This is a genomic window from Nocardia sp. NPDC051570 (genome assembly GCF_044454005.1).
Taxonomy (GTDB): domain Bacteria; phylum Actinomycetota; class Actinomycetes; order Mycobacteriales; family Mycobacteriaceae; genus Nocardia.
Genome location: NZ_JBITDI010000017.1, coordinates 68,065 through 85,176 on the forward strand (window position 1 = coordinate 68,065; position 17,112 = coordinate 85,176).

Consider the following 17,112-nt stretch of genomic DNA (forward strand, 5'->3'; position numbering starts at 1 on the left):
TGCGGTGTCCGTCACTCCTCGATCGATCGGCGTACGCCCTCGAGCGCCACCACCAGTACGGGAACGAGGGTGATATGCATCAGCGACAGGGCGATCGTCGACGCGGTGTCGAAATCGGCGGTGACGGTGAACCCGATAGTGGCCAATGCCAGCACTGAACCGGTGATTTCGGCGATCCGAAGTATGGCGATCCACCGGTAGGACAGCAATACAGCGGCAGTGGTGCCCACGAGCAGCGGTACCGCCGACAAGATGAGGACGCCGCCCGGTGCCACGGCGGACACATTGCCACTGGCATCGGTGATTTCGTAGGAGCCGCCGGCCAGGTTGCCGATGAGGCAGATGGCCAGATTGACGATCACGGCCATGGCGGTGCCGCCGAGCACGGCGACCGGGCGGCTGACAGCGGGGATTCGGGCGGTGGCAGTCGATACGGCCTGGACTGATACGGCCTGGACACTGCGCATGATGATGACTCCTGAATGGTCTGTGAGTTGCTGGACATCTATCGTCAAACATCAACAATTGTTCAGGTCAAGACCCGGTGCGGGAAGCACGGCTGAGTCAGCGGAGCCCGCAAGCTGGGGCAGGCGTCGAGCCGCCCGCTGGGTGGTGTTCGGTTGTTCTGTTGGGGTTTTCAGGCGGCGGTGCTTGTCGGGGGTGGGTGGGAGTCGGGGGTGGGTGGCCGTTGGTGGTGTTGTTCGCGGCTGCGTTCGTTGCGTTCGTTGCGCTGGTGGAGGTGGGTGAGGGCTTGGGCGAGGAGTTCGCTGGCGTGGTGGCGGTGGTTGACCTGTGGGGTGCCGGTGGGGTCGATGTGGGTGGGTGCGATCCAGGCGGTGCGGCCCGGGTAGCGCGAACTGCGGGTGCGGGGAACGGTTTTCCAGCCGCCGGGGCCGTCGTGGACCAGGGCGTGGCAGGGGTCGCAGGCCAGGGTCAGGTTCGACAGGTCGGTGCGGCCGCCTTTGCGGTAGTCCAGGACATGGTGGACCGCGCACAGGCTGGCGGGTGCGTCGCAGCCGGGTCGTGAGCAGCCGTGTAAGGCAGCGATCAACGCCAATCGTTGTGTGCGGGTGGCGAGCCGTCTGGTGCGTCCGAGGTGTAGTGGTAGTCCGGCGTGGTCGAACACGGCCAGGAACGGCTGGGATTTCTCCGCCAGCCTCAAGGCTTCGCGGATGGGTAGGGTGCCGCCGGTGGCGGTGGTCGCGACCCCGGACAGCTGTTCCACGTCCGCGAGGTTCATTGTCAGGACGGTCGTGACCGACATGCCGCGGTGGGTGCCGAGTTCGGTGCTGATCACCCCGGACTGCACCAGCGCCAGCAGCGCGTCGTGGGTGCGTTGCGCGGCACTGCGATGATCACGAGCCGCGGCGGCGGCCAGACGATCCGGATCGACATGATCGGGGTCCACGGCAGGACTCGCGGGGTCGTCGGGGTTGCAGACGCCCGGACGCGCGTATTTGGCCAGTATCGGGTCCAGTAGCGCGCGCAGGGTCGGGGTGATCTCGCCGCGGATCGGGGACATGCCGTCGGGGCGTTGGCGCCCGAGGATGATCCCGCGCATGCGGGCTCGGTCGTGGTCGTCGGTGAGGCGGCCGTCGGGGTCCAGGTGTGTCAGGATGCGGTCGCCGATCTTGGCGATGTCGTCGGGGGAGCCCGAGCGGGCGAACTCGGCCAAGACCTGTTCGGCTGCTTCCCGATCCTCGGCGGCCGTGGTGCGGGGGACGCGGTTCATCACCGCCACGACACCACGCACATGGTCGATCGAGATCTCCCCTGCCGCCAGCGCTTTCGCCGTATACAGCAGTGGTGGATCCACACACTCGCCCGCCGTATCGTGGCGGGTCCCGACCCAGTCCACCAGGTTCACCCGGCTGCCCGCATCTCCGCTCGACAGGCGCAGAGTCTGCATGAGGAACCGCTTCAACGTTTTCACCCCAGCACGGGAGGGAATCGAGCGTTCACTGATCTCGACCGCGAGGCGATGCTGGACCGCGGCGAGCATCCGCATACCGCGTTCGACCTGGCGTGTCAGTTCCACCACCGCATCGTCGGACAGCGGCGTGAGTGGGGATTCGAGCAGGGTGGTGGCGGTGGCCAGCAACGATTCCGCTGCCTGCTCCCCCACCTCATTCCGATTCGAATACATGTTCGAATACTATCCCTGGTCCGGGCTCGGCGGCTAGGTCCCGCCGGATCTGATATCGACGTCTTCACACTGGACGGACGTTCGAAAAGAACTGGCAGACCAGCGATTCGGATTGGGCAGTGAGTATCGGCGCACGGTCGATGTCATGACGCTGTTCAAAACAGTCCGCTGAGGTCGGCTGTGCTCGCGATGCATGCCCGGTTCGAGGGGCGCGTCATGGCGAATGGATCATGTTGTCGCCGACGAGAAATCGCTGTTGTAGACCCGGCGTATGCGGGGGTCGCCGTATTGCTTTCCGACCACGGATGCGGCGGTGTTCACCGTCGGCTTACGTCGACAGCCGTATGAAGCCCGTTACCATCGGTACCGAACATCCGCTTATCGGCGCGTCGAGGCGTCGTGTACTTCGCCGCGTGTGAAGGAGTACTCCCTCTCCACCCGTGCCACCTCGACCGTGTAGCTCTGGTACCAGCGTTCTTTGCCGAGTCGTTGGGCTTCGAGATGCTCGAGATCGGCCTTCCAGGCGTGGATGGATTCGTGGTCGCGGTAGTAGATGATCGACAGGTCTCGGCCCTGTCCGTCCGACATGCCTTGGCGCCCTAGGTAACCGGGCTGTCTGGTGCCCAGTTCAGCCATGCGGGCGGCCATGTCTCGATAATCGGCGGTTTCCTCACCGTGGAGTTGGGTGGTGATGATGACTGCGTAGTAAGGCGGTTCGAGGTGTTGGGGCGAGGACGAAGATGACACGGCGAGATCGTAGCGCCACGTGATTTCGCCGGCTGGCGACGCAGTTGACCCGAACGTCGGGGCAGAGATACGTGGTTTCGGCGGGCGAATGATGTTGCTGTGGAATGCCATTGGGGTGGAATCGTTTCTCGAATCGCTCGTGGATACTCCTGATCGGTCGTAAAGTCTTGGGTGTGCCCGGGTTCTGTCTCGGTGGCATTGCCATCGAGACGGGGCCTCCTCTTCCTGCAAATCCCTCCCGGGCGCGGAGTAAGCACAGCTCGAACTCGGTCTAGGGACAAGTAGATACGGGGGTATTTCGGTGGAATTCGTGTGTTTGCCCAGGATGAAGTCCGGAGCTGCCGGGGCGACGATCCAGCGAACCTCGGCGCCTCATCCACAATTCGAGGATTTCTCATCCGCAGCAGGAGGACGCTATGCCCGATACAAGTGCTACCCACGTCGCTTGCGACTCCGCCGTACCGCGACGTCAACTGGGTCGGCTGCTCCGCGATCTGCGGCAAGGGGCCGGGTTGACCCTGGATCAGGTGGCTCAGCTCATCGGGGTCGGAAGGACCACAGTCCAGCGGTTGGAGACCGCAGGCACGAATCGTATTGATCTGGAGGATGTCGAGGCGTTCTGTCAAGCCTGCGGTGCGGACGATCTCATGACAGAGGCATTAATGGGGCTTGCTCAGGGCGGGGATCCGAAGGGCTGGTACCACAGGTTCGAGCTCTATCTGGGGTTGGAGGCTGTGGCGGAGGTGTTGACCGATTTCAATGAGATTGTGCCCGGATTGCTTCAGACCGCCGACTACGCTCGCGCCATGTATCGGATCGGACATCCGAACGAGTCTCCAAGCGAGATAGAACAGCGTGTCGAGAGGCGAATGCGTCGTAGGCGCTTGGTCGTTCGCAAGTTGCGGCCGGTCCAGCTCAATGTCGTGCTCGATGAATCAGCACTCCATCGGGTGATCGGTGACCGGCGGACGATGCAGGCACAGTGTCGCCATTTGGCGGACATGAGCACCAAGTCGAACGTCGCTGTTCGCATCCTGCCCTATTCTGCGGGTTTACCGGTGGGAGAGCTGACAGGTCCGTTTGCCATCATGGACTTTGGGTCGAGGTCCGACGATGAGCCAGTCGAGCGGTCCTTGGTCTATGTGGAGAACTACCGGGGAGCAATGTATTACGACGATAAGGATGAAGTTCGAGCTTATCGGGCCACGCATGAAACGTTGGTACATGCAGCGCTGAACCCTGAAGCTAGTCGAGCCTTACTGCGGCGGACCGCGAGGAAGTACGAGTGTGAGCGTTGATCTATCTGGGGCACATTGGTTCAAGAGCAGTCGCAGTGGGGGCAAAGAGGATTGCCTGGAGGCGGCCTTCCTGCCCGGCGACATGGTCGGCATCCGGGATTCCAAGAACCCCACCGGCCCGGCCCTGATCTTCGACGCCGCCGACTGGGACGCTTTCATCGCGAGTATCTGAGCAACGGCCCTGCCCTCTGAGCAGGGCCGTTGCTCCGTCAGAGCTGCATGACGTACTGCACGAACCCCCGGTTCTCCGCGACCTGGTCATAGAGTCGCCGAGCCGTCTCATTGGTTTCGTGTGTCTGCCAGTAGAGCCGCGCGCACCCTCGTTCGCGTGCCCAGTGCTCGGTTTCCGTAATCAGCGCTCGCGCAACGCCTTTGCCTCGGGCGTCGGGATCGGTGAAGAGGTCCTGGAGGTAACAGACGTCTGCGCTGGTCGTGCTCGGGTGCGTGAGGAAGTGTGCGATGCCGACCAGGCGGCCGTCGATGCGCGCGCCCAGGGCGTGGATGCGGTCGGCGGTCTGGATTTCCTTCCAGGTTCGGTCCGCGAGTTCGGGTGGGAGATCTCGGCCGTAGAAGGCGTTGTATCCGGCGAACAGCCGTTCCCAGGTCGCGCGGTCGGTGGTCCGCAGGGTTTCGACGATCATGCTTCCATCATCGTGACCGTCCGGTCTGGGTGGGCGGCAAGGGATTCGGGCGACACCATCGATGACACGCGGAGAGTTTGCTGACGCGGCATCGGATTCGATGAGAGTTTGATAGAACTGGCGAAATGATGTCCTACGCGACTCAGAGCCGGTTCACCGATCCTCGCGATATGGCGTGGTGGTTGGGTGATGTGTCTGCTGAGATCGCCGACATTCATGCGGCCGCGGCCGGATTGGTGTTCCACTATCGGGCCAATGGGAATCTCGCGCGGCACGGTTTCGGTGCCGAGCGTGTTCATGAGATCGATCTGCGCTACGCCGATTCCCTGCTCACGCGTCTGCGCGAGTTGAATCCGGCGCCGCCGGGGCAGGCCCGCGCGCGGACCGATCGCGTGGTGGGCTGCTGCCGCGATTTCACCGTGCTGTTCATCGCCATGGCCCGGCAGCGCGGCATTCCGGTTCGCGCGCGAGTCGGATTCGCGACGTATTTGCTGCCGGGTTGGGCATTGGATCATGAGGTCGCGGAGGTCTGGGATGACGGCGAAAGTCGTTGGCGGCTGGTCGATCCGCAGCTCGTCGAGCATGACGAGTTCGATGTGCTCGACGTGCCGCGCGACGCCTTCCTGACCGGGCCGCGAGCATGGCTGGAGTGCCGTTCGGAGGCCAGGGACGCGGGGCGGTTCGTGGTCTCGCCGGATGACCCACTGCCCATGCTGCGGAGCTGGCCACAGCTGCGGCACAATCTGGTTCAGGATCTCGCGGCGCTGAACAAGTACGAGATGATCCTGTGGGACGTCTGGGGTCTGCTCGAAGAGACGCCGATCATCTCGGATGAGCAGGCCGCGAAACTCGATGCGCTGGCCGAACTTCTGGGATCGGTGGATATCGCGACGGATCGGATCGAGAATGCGTTCACCGACGCGGCGTTGAACGTTCCCGAGGTGGTGACGACCTTCTCGCCCGCCGAACCGGTGCCCACCCGAATTCGCCTGCGCCCTGTGTAATCAACCCTCGAGGCCCAGCGCCGCACCGAAACCGATCAGCGCCGTTCCCGTCACCACGTCGAGTGAGCGGCGGACCTTGCGGCGATGGAAGGCCGGGCGGATGCGGTGGATGAGCAGGATGAGACACAGCAGCCACAGGCCGCCGAGCACGGACACCGTGTAGGCCAGCAGGAGGGCGTCCCAGGTCGTGGTGACGCCGGGATGCAGGAACTGCGGCAGGACCGACAGATACAGTGCCAGCACCTTGGGATTGGTGATGTTCGAGAGGAAGCCCTCTCGCCACCGCCGCAGCGAGCCCGTGCGCGCGCCCTCGGCGTCCAGGGCCACGTACTCCCCGCGCCGGGCCGAGCGCAGCGCCTGAATGCCCAGGTAGGCAAGGTAAGCCGCGCCGACCCAGCGCAGGGTGAGGAACAGCGGCTGCGACCCGACGATGAGCGCCCCGAGTCCGAGCGCGACGGCGGTGCCCTGGATGAGATTGGCGACGGCGATTCCGAACGCCGTCATCATTCCACCCCGTTGACCACCCGCGAGAGCGTTCTTGAGCGTGACAACGGTATCGGGACCGGGAGCGATCACCACGAGTACGACGAAAACCAGATATGCACAGTACGAGCTCCAGGTCACCCCGATGATCATAGCCAGCGATCGCCCGAATCAGACAGCCGTTTCCGCGGCCAGATCCAGCAGCCGCTGCCGGACCAGCGCCGGGCGCTCCTCGGGGATGAAATGGCCGCAGCCCGAGACGTATTCGACGGTGTAGTCGTCGGCGCGGGCGGATTCGGCGGCGGCCAGGGAGTAGTGGATCGCGCCATCGGCCTTGCCGAACAGGGCGCGGACCGGGATCGTGGCGCGGGGGCGGTGAGCGCGGCCGAGGGCGGGGACCTCGTGCAGCAGGAAGGTGCGGTAGCTGTCGGTCGCGGTGCGGGCGGTGATCGGATCGCGGAAACTGTCGGTGTAGGCGCGGATCACCTCGGGTGAGAACTCGGTGCGGTCGACCACGCCGCGACGGAACAGTTCGTTGAGAAAGGGCGTGTGCCGCTGCAGCGGCACACCCAGGCTCGCGACCAGCGGCTGATACAGCAGGAAGCGCCACACGTGCGGCGCGAGAATGCGCGGTGTGATCCACGGGTGGGCGATGTTCAGCGGCATGAAGCCGTCGAAGCGTTCCGGTTCGCGCAACGCCATCAGGAAGCCGATGTATCCACCCCAGTCGTGTCCGACCAGCAGCGCGCGCCGCACGTCCAGCGAATCCAACAGGGCCAGTAGGTCACTGGCGACCTCGTCCTTCTCCCAGCGATGCTGGGCCGGGCCGGACCAGCCGTAGCCGGGCAGATCCGGTGCGATGATGCGCAGGCCCGCGGGCGGATCGGCGAGCAGATGCCGATACGCGTAGTGATGCTGCGGCCAGCCGTGCAGCACGACCACGGGCCGCCCGTCGGCGGGGCCCGCTTCGGTCACGTGGAAACGCACGCCCCGGGCGGTGATATGGGACCTGCGCACCCCTTCGATATGCGGTGGTTGCTCGGCCGATCCGGTACTCGCCATACCCGATGCTAACCACGCGGTAACGCGACAGGCGCGCCACGCGAACGATTTCCGACTCTGGTCGGACAATTCTGCGACCGCGGCATGACAATGAATGCGGCAGACACGAGGAGGACGGGCGATGCCGAAGAAGTTCGAATCACCTGCGGGGTGGTCGCCACCCGGTTCCGAGTTCCAGAGCCGCGGCGTCACCGCCGGCACCGCGGCGGGGGTGCTGTTCGGCCTGGTGGTGACGCCGATCGGGATCGCCCTCGCGGCCAAGGGCGGCGCCGATATTCGTTACTGGGTGATCGTCGGCGCCGTCACCGACCGCGCGACCGCCTCCCTCGAGATCATCGGCGGCTCACTGCTATTGCTGATCGTCGCCGCGCTGGCGACGTTCTCTCCGGCGGGCACGATCGCGGCCAGCCTGGTGTGGGGCGTGTTCCCGGGGATCCTGCATCTGCTGTTCCCCGACGATACGTTCCGATTGATCGGCGATCTGCCGTTCATATCCAGTGCGATGCAGGTGGCGCTGCACTCCTGGGTCACCAACGGTTTCGCGCTGATCTCCGGATTCATGTTGCTGGGCGCGGGCCTGGTCGGCCTGCTACGCAAGAGGTGAGGTTGGGCCCTGCACGCACAGCACCTGCTGCCGCAGTGTCGTGTGGGCCCACATGAGCATCTGCGCCCTGGTGCCGCGCAGCTCGACGGGAAATATGGTCTCGGTCCTGATTTTCGGTGGATACGACGTTGACGAGCGTGGTCATGGTGTGCGCCGGTGTGCTGGCGTTGCTCACGGCCGCGGTGATCGGTATGGCGCGTGCGCCGGAAGAATCAGTCGGGGCTGCCGATGCCGCCGCCGGGCGGGCAGTAGATCATGCCGTGGTCGGGTAGGTGGGCGGTCCATGCTTCGAATCGGGGGTCGGGTGGGCAGAGCAGCCGGGCGCCCGTATCGAAGGCGAGTTCGAGTTCCCAGTGGTCGACCCGCGCCGCGGATACCCGGTGATGGAGCAGTCCGAGCATCGGTGCCGCCGTGCGCGGGTCCTGCTCGATACTCACCTCCGATTTGCAGCCCTCTTCGTCGGTGAACATGAGATTGGTGAGGTCGATGAAGGTCCCCGGCGATCCGGGCGGGCCGGGGTCGAAGATGAGTCGCAGCGACCACCGGATCCAGACCTGCTCCACCTCGAGGTCCTCGAACGCCGAGAACATGCCCATGGTCGCGATTGTATGGACAGCGGGGGCGCAGTGGTCGGAGGCTCAGCAGGAGCTGATCTGCCGGCGCCGCAGCGCCCACCACAATTCCAGGGCGACAGCGGGTTTGCGGAGATCCGCCCCGGTGAGCGCGCGGAATCGGTCGATGCGGTATCGGACGGTGTTGGGATGCACGATCAGGTCCCGGGCGGTGGATTCGATGTGCTGTCCGTTGTCGAGATAGCGGCGCAGGGTATCCAGATACAGGTCGGGGGAGTCGGTTCGGCGCAGCGGGTCCAGGTAGCGGCGGACCAGGTTGTCGCCGATCTCGGCGTCCGCGAGCACGGCCGGCAGCAGGCCCAGGGCGTCCAGATCCTGTGCGCCGGTATGCCCGAACGCGACCATGGTGTTCAGCGCCCGGGTGGCCCGGACGAAGCCCGCGGAGAGTTGATCGATCGGCGCCGCGGCGGCGAATCCCACGGCGACGGGAGGCTTTTCGGGTAGTAGATCGGTGAAGCCCGCGAGATCGCCGTCGACCGTGGTGGTGAATCCGGTCCGGTCCGGCCGGACCAGGAGCCGCGCCAGTTCGTCGAGCGGGTAGGCGAGGGTGGGGCGGATCCGGAACGGGAGATAGTGATGATCGGTCTCGATGCCGTAGTGCTGGGCGCGCACGGCGAGTTCGGCGCGGCCTGCGGTGCCGCTGAGGACCGCCCGGGTGAAATCCGCGCGGGCCTGATGGTCATGCCGGGCGTTCTCGAGCTCGACCTCGCGGTGGCCGTTCGAGAACTCGGAGGTTGCCGTATCGACGATGTCGAGGAGCTGGCGGGTGAGTTCGAGTTGCACGCGATCGGGGTACTTGTGAGATCTTCCAATCTCGGTGATCTCGTCGAGGATTTCGCGTAGTCCGATGCGCCACGCGGCGAGCAGTTCGGTCAGGGAGACGCCCTGGCGGCCACGCACGACGCCGAACTCCCGGAAACCACGGAGTTCCTCGTCCGAGGGGCCTCGCTCCGCGACGAAGGCATCGAGTAACGCCTCGACCATCTGCCCGGTGAGCGGCCTGACCTCGGCCGGATCGAGTCGAACGTAGGCGGGGATCTCCGAGCGGGCGCGGGTGACGATCCGGTCGAGCACCACCGACCGCCGCTCGGCCAGTTCGGTGAGCAGCCGACGTCGGGCGGTGGGCGCTTTCGCGGTCATAACGCCTCGAGTGTAGGACATCGAGTTTGGGATTTCCTACAAGTCGAGGGCCGCCCGTTTCGGAATGGGCTCCATTGTCCCGGATCGATAGCCGGGCGATGCTGACCTCATGGATGTGACCGGGCTCATGCGACAGGCCGCGATGCTCAATGCCGAGCATCCGGCGGTGATCACCGAGGAATGTCGTCTCACCTTCGCCCAGGCGTGGGCGCGTGGTGTGCGACTGGCGAATGCGTTGCGCGCCTTGGGTGTTCGGCCCGGTGACCGGGTGGCCGGTCTGGAGGACAACAACCTCGGCTGTGTCGATATGGTGCTCGGCTGCGCTATCGCGGGCGCGGTGCGGGTGCCGCTGTATCCGCGCAATGCGCGAGAATCGCACGCGCACATGGTGTCCCGCACCGACGCCCGGGTGCTGCTCGTCGACGAGGCGTACGCCGACTCGGTACGCGATCTCGACCGCGACCTGGACTGCCTCGGACATATCGTCGTTCGCGATGTGGACTACGAGGACTGGCTGGCCGAACAAGACGATACCGATCCACTGCTCCCGATCGACCCCGACTCCTGGTACATCATCCGGCATTCCGGCGGCACCACCGGTAAACCCAAGGGCGTGGCCTACACCCATCACGACTGGGTGCTGAACTGCCGCAACTGGTCCTACAGCACCGAGCGCATGCACCGCGGCAGCGTCGTCGGCCACGCGGGTCCCATCTCGCACGCCTCCGGATATCTGTTCCTGCCTGGCTGGCTGGCCGGCGCCGCCAATCTCGTCTTCGGGGCGTTCGAACCAGGCAAGGTGCTGGCGATGATGGCCGAGCATCAGGTGAGCCACATCTTCGCCTCGCCCAGTCTGCTGGCCGCGCTGGCCCGGCATCCGCAGGCGTCCGGGCGGGACTGGCCGGCGCTGCGGACCATCATGGTCGGCGGGGCGCCGATCACCGATGCCACCGCGCTGCTCGGCCGAAAGGTGTTCGGCGACACCCTGTTCCAGGGCTTCGGTCAGACCGAGGCCGTACCGATCACAGCGATGGGGCCCGAGGATTGGTTCGGCACGATCGAGGGGTCGACGCCGCTGCGGTCCGCGGGCCGGGTGCTGCCGTACGCGCAGGTGGAGATTCGAGACGAGGACGGGCGGGTGCTGCCGATCGGGGAGACCGGTGAGATCGTCGCCAAGGTCGAGGGGCAGATGCGCGGGTACTGGGGCGACGAGGAGCTGACCCGCACCCGCCTGGTCGATGGCTGGGTGCAGACCAAGGACATCGGGCGACTCGATCACAACGGCTTCCTCTATGTACTCGATCGCGTCGAGGACATGATCGTCTCGGGCGGTTTCAATATCTGGCCCGCCGAGCTGGAGACGGTCATCGCGGACCATCCGGCCGTGCTGGAGGTCGCGGTATTCGGCATCCCGGACCAGCGGTGGGGCGAGACGCCGATGGCGGTCGTGAGTGTCGCGGATCCGGCGGCGGTGACCGCCGAGGAGATCGTCGAACTGTGCCGGGATCGGCTCGGGTCCTACAAGAAACCCGGCCGCGTCGAGATCACCACCGATGCGCTGCCCAAGAGCGTCGTGGGTAAACTGCTGCGCAAACAGCTGCGCGAACCGCACTGGGCCGGACATGAGAGCAGAGTCTTCGGCGCATGAAATCCGTTGTCCGCCATCGAAGGAGCTGGCATATGACAGTATGGAATCGCATCGACCGCGGCACGGGCCGCCCGCTGGTGCTGCTGCACGGCGGCGGCTCCTCGGCCCGGTGTTGGCTGCCGGTCATCGACCTGCTCGCCGCGCACCGCCGCGTCATCGCGCTGGATTTCCCCGGTTTCGGGCGGACACCGGCCATCACCGACCGGCCGTTCAGCATGGACCTGGCGATGCGGGTGCTCGCCGAGGAGCTCGACCGCCTCGGCATCGGCACTCCGGTCGATATCGCGGGCAACTCCATGGGCGGCTGGATGGCGCTCGAGGCCGCCAAACGCGGCATGGCGAGTTCGGTGGTGGCGATCGGCCCGGCCGGGCTGTGGGCACACGGCATGCCGCGGCTGACCCGGCTGCAGTTTCGCACCGGTCTGGTCGGCGCGCCGCTCGTGCACACCCCGGCACGCGCACTGCTGCGGTATCCGGTGGTGCGCGCGGTCGCCCTGGGCATTCCGGTGGCGAATCCGCGCGGGCTCAGTACCGACGACGCCGTCGGCATCGTCGAGGACATCCACCGGTCCGCGCCGACGCTGCGGCGCGCGCTCACGGTGGCTTATCACTCCAGATTCGAAGGCGGACAGCAGATCTCGGTGCCGATCACGCTGGCGTTCGGCGCACGCGACCATATGGTCCGGGTCCGCGACAGCCGCTTCCTCGATCAGCTGCCCGCCCATACCCGGCAGGTGGTGCTGCCCGGCTGCGGGCATATGCCGATGTGGGACGATCCGGCGCTCATCGCCCGCACCATCCTCGACGGTATCACCGTCGCGAGCGTGGATGAGGTCAGCGCATGACCGCGTTCAACGAACTTCGGGGGCGGCTCACCCTGCCGCTGATCGCCGCACCCATGTTCCTGGTGTCCGGGCCGGATCTGGTGGTCGCCGCGGCGCGTGCGGGCATCGTCGGCGCGTTCCCGACCGCGAACGCCCGCGACGTCGGCGAATTGGCCCGGTGGCTCACCGACATTCGGGACCGCCGCGAGCCCGGCCGCGGTGCGGTCGCCGCGAATCTGATCGTGCACCACAGCAATAGCCGGATGCGCGAGGATCTGGCCGTGCTGTGCGACCAGCCGACCGAACTGGTGATCACCTCGGTCGGTTCGCCCGCGCCGGTCGTCGACGCGCTGCACGAGGTGGGCGCGCTGGTCTTCGCCGATATCGCGACCCTGCGGCACGCCCGCCGCGCCGTCGCCGCCGGGGCGGACGGACTCATCCTGCTCACGGCCGGTGCGGGCGGGCAGACCGGCTGGGCCAATCCGTTCGCCTTCGTTCGCTCGGTCCGCGAGTTCTACGACGGCCCACTCGTGCTCGCGGGTGGTATCAGCGACGGGGTGGCCCTGCGCGCCGCGTTCACCCTCGGCGCGGACCTGGGATATATGGGAACCAAGTTCCTCGCGACCACCGAAAGCCTCGCGCCGCGGGAACATAAGCAGATGGTCGTCGACTCCGAACTCGACGACATCACCCTGACCTCGGCCCTCACCGGCCTGCCCACGAATATGCTGCGGCCCTCGCTCGACCGCGGCCTCGATCCGAACACATCCGGTCCCGATGGCGCCGACGTGAGCGGGCTCCTGGCCCAGGCGGGCTCGTCGAGCCCGTGGCGAAACTTCTTCAGCGCCGGGCATTCCGCCGGTGGCGTCCAGGACATTCTGTCGGTCGCGGAGCTGGTGGAACGGACCGCGTACGAATATCGGGGACTGTTCCAGCGCGCCGACGGGCCCTGATAGCGGGCGGCTCCCGATGTTCACCGGCCGGTTGAACGGGCGTCGCCCGGCCGCGATAGACAGCGCGGGTGAGTGCATATCGTCGTCTTCATTTCGCCGTTCTCGCCGCCGTCGTGGGGGCGGCGGCCGCCTGTTCGTCCGGGGGCGGCGCGGAGGGACTGCGTGCCGAGAAGGATCGGCCACTGGTCATCGGCCTGGACGAGCTGCTGGCCCGCACGGGCGGCAGTGCCGCTGTGGGAGTGAGCAATCCGCAGCACGGCCGGATCGAGCGGCGCGGTGACGGTGCGCTGGTGTACACCCCGCAGGCCGGATTCGTCGGCGACGAGACCCTCACGGTGACCACCACCGACGCCGTGCGGCTGTACACCACCAACATTCCGCCGATGGGTCAGTTCGGCGGAATCACGGTGCAGGCCAGTGGATTCGGCTCGGCATTCGCACCGGTTCCGGGATCGCCCGACGAGTTCTACGGTCTGACCGACCGCGGGCCCAATGCCGACGGACCGAAGAAGAACGAGAAGATCGCGCCCACACCGGATTTCGCGCCGAAGATCGGCAAGTTCAAGCTGACCGGCACCAAGGCCGTGCTGGAATCGACCATCGAGCTGAAGAACCGGGCGGGCGTCCCGTTCAACGGCCTGGTGGATACCTCGGCGCCGACGGGTGAGACGATGCGCGGCCTCGACGGTAATGTCTTGCCGCCCACCGATCATGGGCTGGACACCGAGGGTCTGGTGGCCATGGCGGACGGAACCTTCTGGGTCAGTGACGAATACGGCCCGTTCCTGGTCCACTTCGACGCGAGCGGTACCGAGATCGATCGCCTGGCGCCGGGAAACGGCCTGCCCCAGGAGCTTTCGCTGCGCACCCCGAATCAGGGCATGGAGGGTCTGACCCTCACCCCGGACGGTAAGACGCTGGTCGGTGCGATCCAGAGCGGTCTGCAGGCGCCCGGCGCGGGTTCGGCGCGCGAGGTGCCGATGACCCGGATCGTCACCGTGGATCCGGCGACCAAGGCGACCAAGGAGTTCGTCTATCCGCTCGAGGATCCCAAGAGTCGGCTCGCGGTCTCGGAGATCACCGCGACCGGCCCGAACACCTTCATCGTCGACGAGCGCGATGGCAAGCTCGCCCCGAAGGCGAACAAGAAGCTGTGGACCATCGATATGTCCGACGCGACCGATGTGGGACCGCGGTCGACCGTGCCGGGCGCGCAGTACGATCCGAGGCTCGGTCTGCTGATCGACGGTAAACCGCTGGAGGTATACGTCGGCGCGGTGTCGACCGCCGACGGCGTCGCCGCGCTGCGGCACGCCGGAATCACCCCGGTGGCCAAGAAGTCGAATCTGGATCTGGCCGGACTGGTCGACAAGCTCGCCGCCGACGGCACCTTCTTCGGCCACGACAAGATCGAGGGCGTGGCCACCCGCGACGGCGGCAAGACCCTCTACATCTCCAACGACAGCGATTTCGGCCTCGCCGGTAGCACCGGTGACACGCCGCCGTTCGGCCTGAAGGCCAAGACGCTGCCCAACGGCACGCAGGACACCGGCGAGGTCCTCATGGTCGACACGACCAAGCTCCCGGCCGCCACCCGCACCGCGACGGTGACGATTACTGTGCGCTGATGTCGATTCCGGGCCGTCTCGTTCGACGGATAGGTGAAGGGGTCGCATCGGCGGCCCCGGCACCGAAAGGACGAGACAATGCGGACAGTGGCTGCTTTCGAGCACATGACCCTGGACGGCTACGCGTCGTCGGGTCAGGGGACGGGGTTCGAATGGACCTTCCATGCCTTCAGTGACGAATTCGCCGAATTCGCCGACGGGCATCTCCGGGCTGATATCGATACCGCGATCTACGGTCGCCAGACCTATCTCGGCATGTACGGATACTGGGGCGATCAGCCCACCGCGGAGAGTTCGGCGCATGAACGCGCCCATGCCGAATGGGTGAAAGCGGTCGACAAGATCGTCTGCTCGACCACGCTGGAATCGGCGGATTGGAACAATACGCGCCTGATCCGGGGCGATCTCGCGCGGGAGTTCGCCGAGTTGAAGGCCGGCCCGGGCGGCACGATGGCGATCTATGCCAGCCCGAGGCTGGTGCATTCGTTCGTCGATCTCGGGCTGATCGATGAGTTCCGGCTCATCGTGCATCCGGTGGTGCTCGGATCCGGCACGCCGCTGTTCCACGACAAGTCGGCGCTGGATCTGGATCTGATGGAATCCCAGGCCTTCGAATCCGGTGCGATCTATCTGCGTTACCGGGTCGGGCGGGAGAGGATCGCCTGATGCGCTATCTGATGCTGATCCGTCTCGATCCCGCCATCGCGCCCGTCGCCGGACCGGACCCGGCGCTGCAGGCGGATATGGGTGCGTTGATCGAGGAGATGACCAAGGCCGGGGTGCTGCTGGACACCGCGGGGCTGCGACCGATGGAGGAGGCGACGCGGATCCGGTTGTCCGGCGGCGCCCAGACCGTTCTGGACGGGCCGTTCACCGAATCCAAGGAGATCATCGGCGGATACTGCCTGCTCCAGGCGCGTTCGAAGGAGGAGGCGGTGGAGTGGGGCTCGCGGTTCCTGCGCGTGCACGGGCCGGAGTGGACGATGGAACTCGAGATCCGGGAGCTGGATCAGTCGTGAGCCGTCGATGAGCGACGAGCGCCCGCCCGGGGAGTGGGTGGGCAGGGCGGTCGAGGCGGCGTGGCGGATCGAATGGCCGCAATTGGTGGCCGGATTGACCCGCCTGGCCGGTGATATCGATACCGCCGAGGAACTCGCCCAGGACGCGCACGTGGCCGCGTTGGAACAGTGGCCGCGCGACGGGATTCCGTCGAATCCGGGCGGTTGGCTCATGCGCACCGCCAAGCGCCGGGCGGTCGATCGGATCCGCCGCGATCTGACCTTCGCGCGCAAACTGTCGCTGCTCGGAAATGATCTGCTCACCGAACAGCGCAGTGGCGCAATGGATTCGGAGGTCGGTATCACCGACGATCTGCTGCGGATGATGTTCACCGCGTGTCATCCGGCGCTGTCGCGGATGTCGCAGGTGACGCTGACGTTGCGGATGGTGGGCGGCCTGACCGTCGAGGAGATCTCGCGGGCCTATGTAGTGCCGAAATCCGCTGTGTCACAACGGATCGTACGCGCCAAGCGGACGATCAAAACAGAGCGGTTGCTCTTCGAGGTGCCCGGGAACGAGGAACTGGCCGGGCGGTTGGCCGCGGTACTCGAGGTGATCTATCTGATCTTCAACGAGGGGTATGCCAGCACGTCCGGGCAGGAGTGGGTGCGCGCCGAGCTGTGTGAGGACGCCCTGCGTCTGGCGCGCATCCTCGGCGGTCTGCTGCCCGGCGAACCCGAGGTGCACGGGCTGGCCGCGCTGCTGGAATTGCAGGCCTCGCGCGTCCGGGCCCGCAGTGATGATGCGAATCGCCTTGTGCTGCTGCCGGATCAGGATCGCACGCGGTGGGATCGGCTGCTCATCCGGCGGGGCTTCGCGGCCCTGGGCCGGGCCCATGCGGTGGCGCGGCAACGCGGCGTCGGGCCCGGCTCCTACGCCCTGCAGGCGGCCATCGCCGCCGCCCACGCGATGGCCGCCACCGCCCAGGACACCGATTGGCGGCGGATCGCCGGGCTGTATGCGGTGCTGGCGCAACGCTTTCCGTCGCCGATCGTGGAACTGAATCGGGCGGTGGCGGTGGCGATGATGCACGGGCCCGCCGCCGGACTGGAACTCGTCGACGCCGTGGCAGCGACCGGTGTCCTGGATGGTTATCACCTGCTGTACGCCGTCCGCGGGGATCTGCTCGCCCGCCTCGGGCGCACCGCTGAGGCTCGCGCGGCCTTTCTGCGGGCGGGCGAGCTGACCGCGAACCTCGCCGAGCGGTCACTGCTGCTCGATCGGGCGGCCATACTGGAGTGAT

The 17,112-nt window shown here is 66.3% G+C and carries 19 protein-coding genes; 11 read left to right on the forward strand and 8 right to left on the reverse strand.

Annotated features, from left to right (window positions below; all coding sequences use genetic code 11):
- Nucleotides 1–11: 11 nt before the first annotated feature.
- The 3 genes from ACIA76_RS33495 to ACIA76_RS33505 all read right to left on the reverse strand — a co-directional run bounded on the left by ACIA76_RS33495 (nt 12) and on the right by ACIA76_RS33505 (nt 3,004).
- A complete protein-coding gene (locus ACIA76_RS33495) occupies nt 12–467 on the reverse strand; it encodes a DUF6069 family protein (RefSeq protein WP_397157673.1) in 456 nt (151 codons plus the stop codon).
- Between the two features lie 170 nt (nt 468–637).
- Nucleotides 638–2,146 carry a DUF222 domain-containing protein gene (locus ACIA76_RS33500; RefSeq protein WP_397157675.1) on the reverse strand — a complete coding sequence of 503 codons (1,509 nt, stop codon included), beginning with the start codon at nt 2,144–2,146 and terminating at the stop codon, nt 638–640.
- A gap of 378 nt (nt 2,147–2,524) precedes the next feature.
- The gene (locus tag ACIA76_RS33505) at nt 2,525–3,004 is read right to left on the reverse strand and encodes an antibiotic biosynthesis monooxygenase family protein (RefSeq protein WP_397157677.1); all 480 of its coding nucleotides are present in this window, start codon (nt 3,002–3,004) and stop codon (nt 2,525–2,527) included.
- Nucleotides 3,005–3,309: 305 nt separating this feature from the next.
- On the opposite strand from ACIA76_RS33505, the gene ACIA76_RS33510 reads away from it, so the two are divergent.
- Together ACIA76_RS33510 and ACIA76_RS33515 are read left to right on the forward strand one after the other, a co-directional pair.
- Nucleotides 3,310–4,191 carry a helix-turn-helix domain-containing protein gene (locus ACIA76_RS33510; protein WP_397157679.1) on the forward strand — a complete coding sequence of 294 codons (882 nt, stop codon included), beginning with the start codon at nt 3,310–3,312 and terminating at the stop codon, nt 4,189–4,191.
- Nucleotides 4,181–4,363 carry a DUF397 domain-containing protein gene (locus tag ACIA76_RS33515; protein ID WP_397157681.1) on the forward strand — a complete coding sequence of 61 codons (183 nt, stop codon included), beginning with the start codon at nt 4,181–4,183 and terminating at the stop codon, nt 4,361–4,363. The genes ACIA76_RS33510 and ACIA76_RS33515 overlap by 11 nt, the downstream gene beginning before the upstream one ends.
- Before the next feature lie 37 nt (nt 4,364–4,400).
- On the opposite strand, the gene ACIA76_RS33520 is transcribed toward ACIA76_RS33515, so the two are convergent.
- Nucleotides 4,401–4,832: a GNAT family N-acetyltransferase gene (locus tag ACIA76_RS33520; RefSeq protein WP_397157683.1), complete on the reverse strand. Its 432-nt coding sequence runs from the start codon at nt 4,830–4,832 to the stop codon at nt 4,401–4,403.
- Between the two features lie 125 nt (nt 4,833–4,957).
- On the opposite strand from ACIA76_RS33520, the gene ACIA76_RS33525 reads away from it, so the two are divergent.
- Nucleotides 4,958–5,836 carry a transglutaminase-like domain-containing protein gene (locus tag ACIA76_RS33525; RefSeq protein ID WP_397157685.1) on the forward strand — a complete coding sequence of 293 codons (879 nt, stop codon included), beginning with the start codon at nt 4,958–4,960 and terminating at the stop codon, nt 5,834–5,836.
- Here the strand turns inward: ACIA76_RS33525 and ACIA76_RS33530 are convergent, their stop codons facing one another.
- On the reverse strand, nt 5,837–6,460 hold the full coding sequence (locus ACIA76_RS33530) for a LysE family translocator (RefSeq protein WP_397157687.1): 624 nt from the start codon (nt 6,458–6,460) through the stop codon (nt 5,837–5,839). It lies immediately after the preceding gene.
- A gap of 30 nt (nt 6,461–6,490) precedes the next feature.
- A complete protein-coding gene (locus ACIA76_RS33535) occupies nt 6,491–7,381 on the reverse strand; it encodes an alpha/beta fold hydrolase (RefSeq protein WP_397157689.1) in 891 nt (296 codons plus the stop codon).
- Between the two features lie 121 nt (nt 7,382–7,502).
- Between ACIA76_RS33535 and ACIA76_RS33540 the strand changes: the two genes are divergently transcribed.
- Nucleotides 7,503–7,985 carry a hypothetical protein gene (locus ACIA76_RS33540; protein ID WP_397157691.1) on the forward strand — a complete coding sequence of 161 codons (483 nt, stop codon included), beginning with the start codon at nt 7,503–7,505 and terminating at the stop codon, nt 7,983–7,985.
- A 212-nt stretch (nt 7,986–8,197) separates the two neighbouring features.
- Here ACIA76_RS33540 and ACIA76_RS33545 read toward each other — a convergent pair whose 3' ends face one another.
- Together ACIA76_RS33545 and ACIA76_RS33550 are read right to left on the reverse strand one after the other, a co-directional pair.
- A complete protein-coding gene (locus tag ACIA76_RS33545) occupies nt 8,198–8,581 on the reverse strand; it encodes a DUF6188 family protein (RefSeq protein WP_397157693.1) in 384 nt (127 codons plus the stop codon).
- A 42-nt stretch (nt 8,582–8,623) separates the two neighbouring features.
- Nucleotides 8,624–9,757 (reverse strand): PucR family transcriptional regulator, encoded by a 1,134-nt coding sequence (locus tag ACIA76_RS33550; RefSeq protein WP_397157695.1) that lies wholly within the window; start codon nt 9,755–9,757, stop codon nt 8,624–8,626.
- 109 nt (nt 9,758–9,866) lie between these two features.
- Between ACIA76_RS33550 and ACIA76_RS33555 the strand changes: the two genes are divergently transcribed.
- The 7 genes from ACIA76_RS33555 to ACIA76_RS33585 all read left to right on the forward strand — a co-directional run bounded on the left by ACIA76_RS33555 (nt 9,867) and on the right by ACIA76_RS33585 (nt 17,111).
- Nucleotides 9,867–11,405 carry a class I adenylate-forming enzyme family protein gene (locus tag ACIA76_RS33555; RefSeq protein ID WP_397157697.1) on the forward strand — a complete coding sequence of 513 codons (1,539 nt, stop codon included), beginning with the start codon at nt 9,867–9,869 and terminating at the stop codon, nt 11,403–11,405.
- A gap of 32 nt (nt 11,406–11,437) precedes the next feature.
- Nucleotides 11,438–12,250 carry an alpha/beta fold hydrolase gene (locus ACIA76_RS33560; RefSeq protein WP_397157699.1) on the forward strand — a complete coding sequence of 271 codons (813 nt, stop codon included), beginning with the start codon at nt 11,438–11,440 and terminating at the stop codon, nt 12,248–12,250.
- Complete coding sequence (locus ACIA76_RS33565) at nt 12,247–13,182, forward strand: NAD(P)H-dependent flavin oxidoreductase (RefSeq protein ID WP_397157700.1); 936 nt, start codon at nt 12,247–12,249, stop codon at nt 13,180–13,182. Before ACIA76_RS33560 ends, ACIA76_RS33565 begins: the two co-directional genes overlap by 4 nt.
- 68 nt (nt 13,183–13,250) lie before the next feature.
- Entirely contained in the window at nt 13,251–14,810 is a 1,560-nt protein-coding gene (locus tag ACIA76_RS33570; protein ID WP_397157702.1) for an esterase-like activity of phytase family protein, read from the forward strand.
- Nucleotides 14,811–14,888: 78 nt separating this feature from the next.
- The gene (locus ACIA76_RS33575) at nt 14,889–15,476 is read left to right on the forward strand and encodes a dihydrofolate reductase family protein (protein ID WP_397157704.1); all 588 of its coding nucleotides are present in this window, start codon (nt 14,889–14,891) and stop codon (nt 15,474–15,476) included.
- Nucleotides 15,476–15,829: a YciI family protein gene (locus ACIA76_RS33580; protein WP_397157706.1), complete on the forward strand. Its 354-nt coding sequence runs from the start codon at nt 15,476–15,478 to the stop codon at nt 15,827–15,829. The genes ACIA76_RS33575 and ACIA76_RS33580 overlap by 1 nt, the downstream gene beginning before the upstream one ends.
- Before the next feature lie 7 nt (nt 15,830–15,836).
- The gene (locus ACIA76_RS33585; RefSeq protein ID WP_397157708.1) at nt 15,837–17,111 is read left to right on the forward strand and encodes an RNA polymerase sigma factor; all 1,275 of its coding nucleotides are present in this window, start codon (nt 15,837–15,839) and stop codon (nt 17,109–17,111) included.
- The last annotated feature ends 1 nt before the right edge of the window (nt 17,112 follow it).

Excerpts from the sequence above, each read along its gene's own strand:
- ACIA76_RS33495 (WP_397157673.1), bottom strand. The coding sequence starts at position 467 with ATGCGCAGTGTCCAGGCCGTATCAGTCCAGGCCGTATCGACTGCCACC.
- ACIA76_RS33500 (WP_397157675.1), bottom strand. The coding sequence starts at position 2,146 with ATGTATTCGAATCGGAATGAGGTGGGGGAGCAGGCAGCGGAATCGTTG.
- ACIA76_RS33505 (WP_397157677.1), bottom strand. The coding sequence starts at position 3,004 with ATGGCATTCCACAGCAACATCATTCGCCCGCCGAAACCACGTATCTCT.
- ACIA76_RS33510 (WP_397157679.1), top strand. The coding sequence starts at position 3,310 with ATGCCCGATACAAGTGCTACCCACGTCGCTTGCGACTCCGCCGTACCG.
- ACIA76_RS33520 (WP_397157683.1), bottom strand. The coding sequence starts at position 4,832 with ATGATCGTCGAAACCCTGCGGACCACCGACCGCGCGACCTGGGAACGG.
- ACIA76_RS33525 (WP_397157685.1), top strand. The coding sequence starts at position 4,958 with ATGATGTCCTACGCGACTCAGAGCCGGTTCACCGATCCTCGCGATATG.
- ACIA76_RS33535 (WP_397157689.1), bottom strand. The coding sequence starts at position 7,381 with ATGGCGAGTACCGGATCGGCCGAGCAACCACCGCATATCGAAGGGGTG.
- ACIA76_RS33540 (WP_397157691.1), top strand. The coding sequence starts at position 7,503 with ATGCCGAAGAAGTTCGAATCACCTGCGGGGTGGTCGCCACCCGGTTCC.
- ACIA76_RS33545 (WP_397157693.1), bottom strand. The coding sequence starts at position 8,581 with ATGGGCATGTTCTCGGCGTTCGAGGACCTCGAGGTGGAGCAGGTCTGG.
- ACIA76_RS33550 (WP_397157695.1), bottom strand. The coding sequence starts at position 9,757 with ATGACCGCGAAAGCGCCCACCGCCCGACGTCGGCTGCTCACCGAACTG.
- ACIA76_RS33555 (WP_397157697.1), top strand. The coding sequence starts at position 9,867 with ATGGATGTGACCGGGCTCATGCGACAGGCCGCGATGCTCAATGCCGAG.
- ACIA76_RS33560 (WP_397157699.1), top strand. The coding sequence starts at position 11,438 with ATGACAGTATGGAATCGCATCGACCGCGGCACGGGCCGCCCGCTGGTG.
- ACIA76_RS33565 (WP_397157700.1), top strand. The coding sequence starts at position 12,247 with ATGACCGCGTTCAACGAACTTCGGGGGCGGCTCACCCTGCCGCTGATC.
- ACIA76_RS33575 (WP_397157704.1), top strand. The coding sequence starts at position 14,889 with ATGCGGACAGTGGCTGCTTTCGAGCACATGACCCTGGACGGCTACGCG.
- ACIA76_RS33580 (WP_397157706.1), top strand. The coding sequence starts at position 15,476 with ATGCGCTATCTGATGCTGATCCGTCTCGATCCCGCCATCGCGCCCGTC.
- ACIA76_RS33585 (WP_397157708.1), top strand. The coding sequence starts at position 15,837 with ATGAGCGACGAGCGCCCGCCCGGGGAGTGGGTGGGCAGGGCGGTCGAG.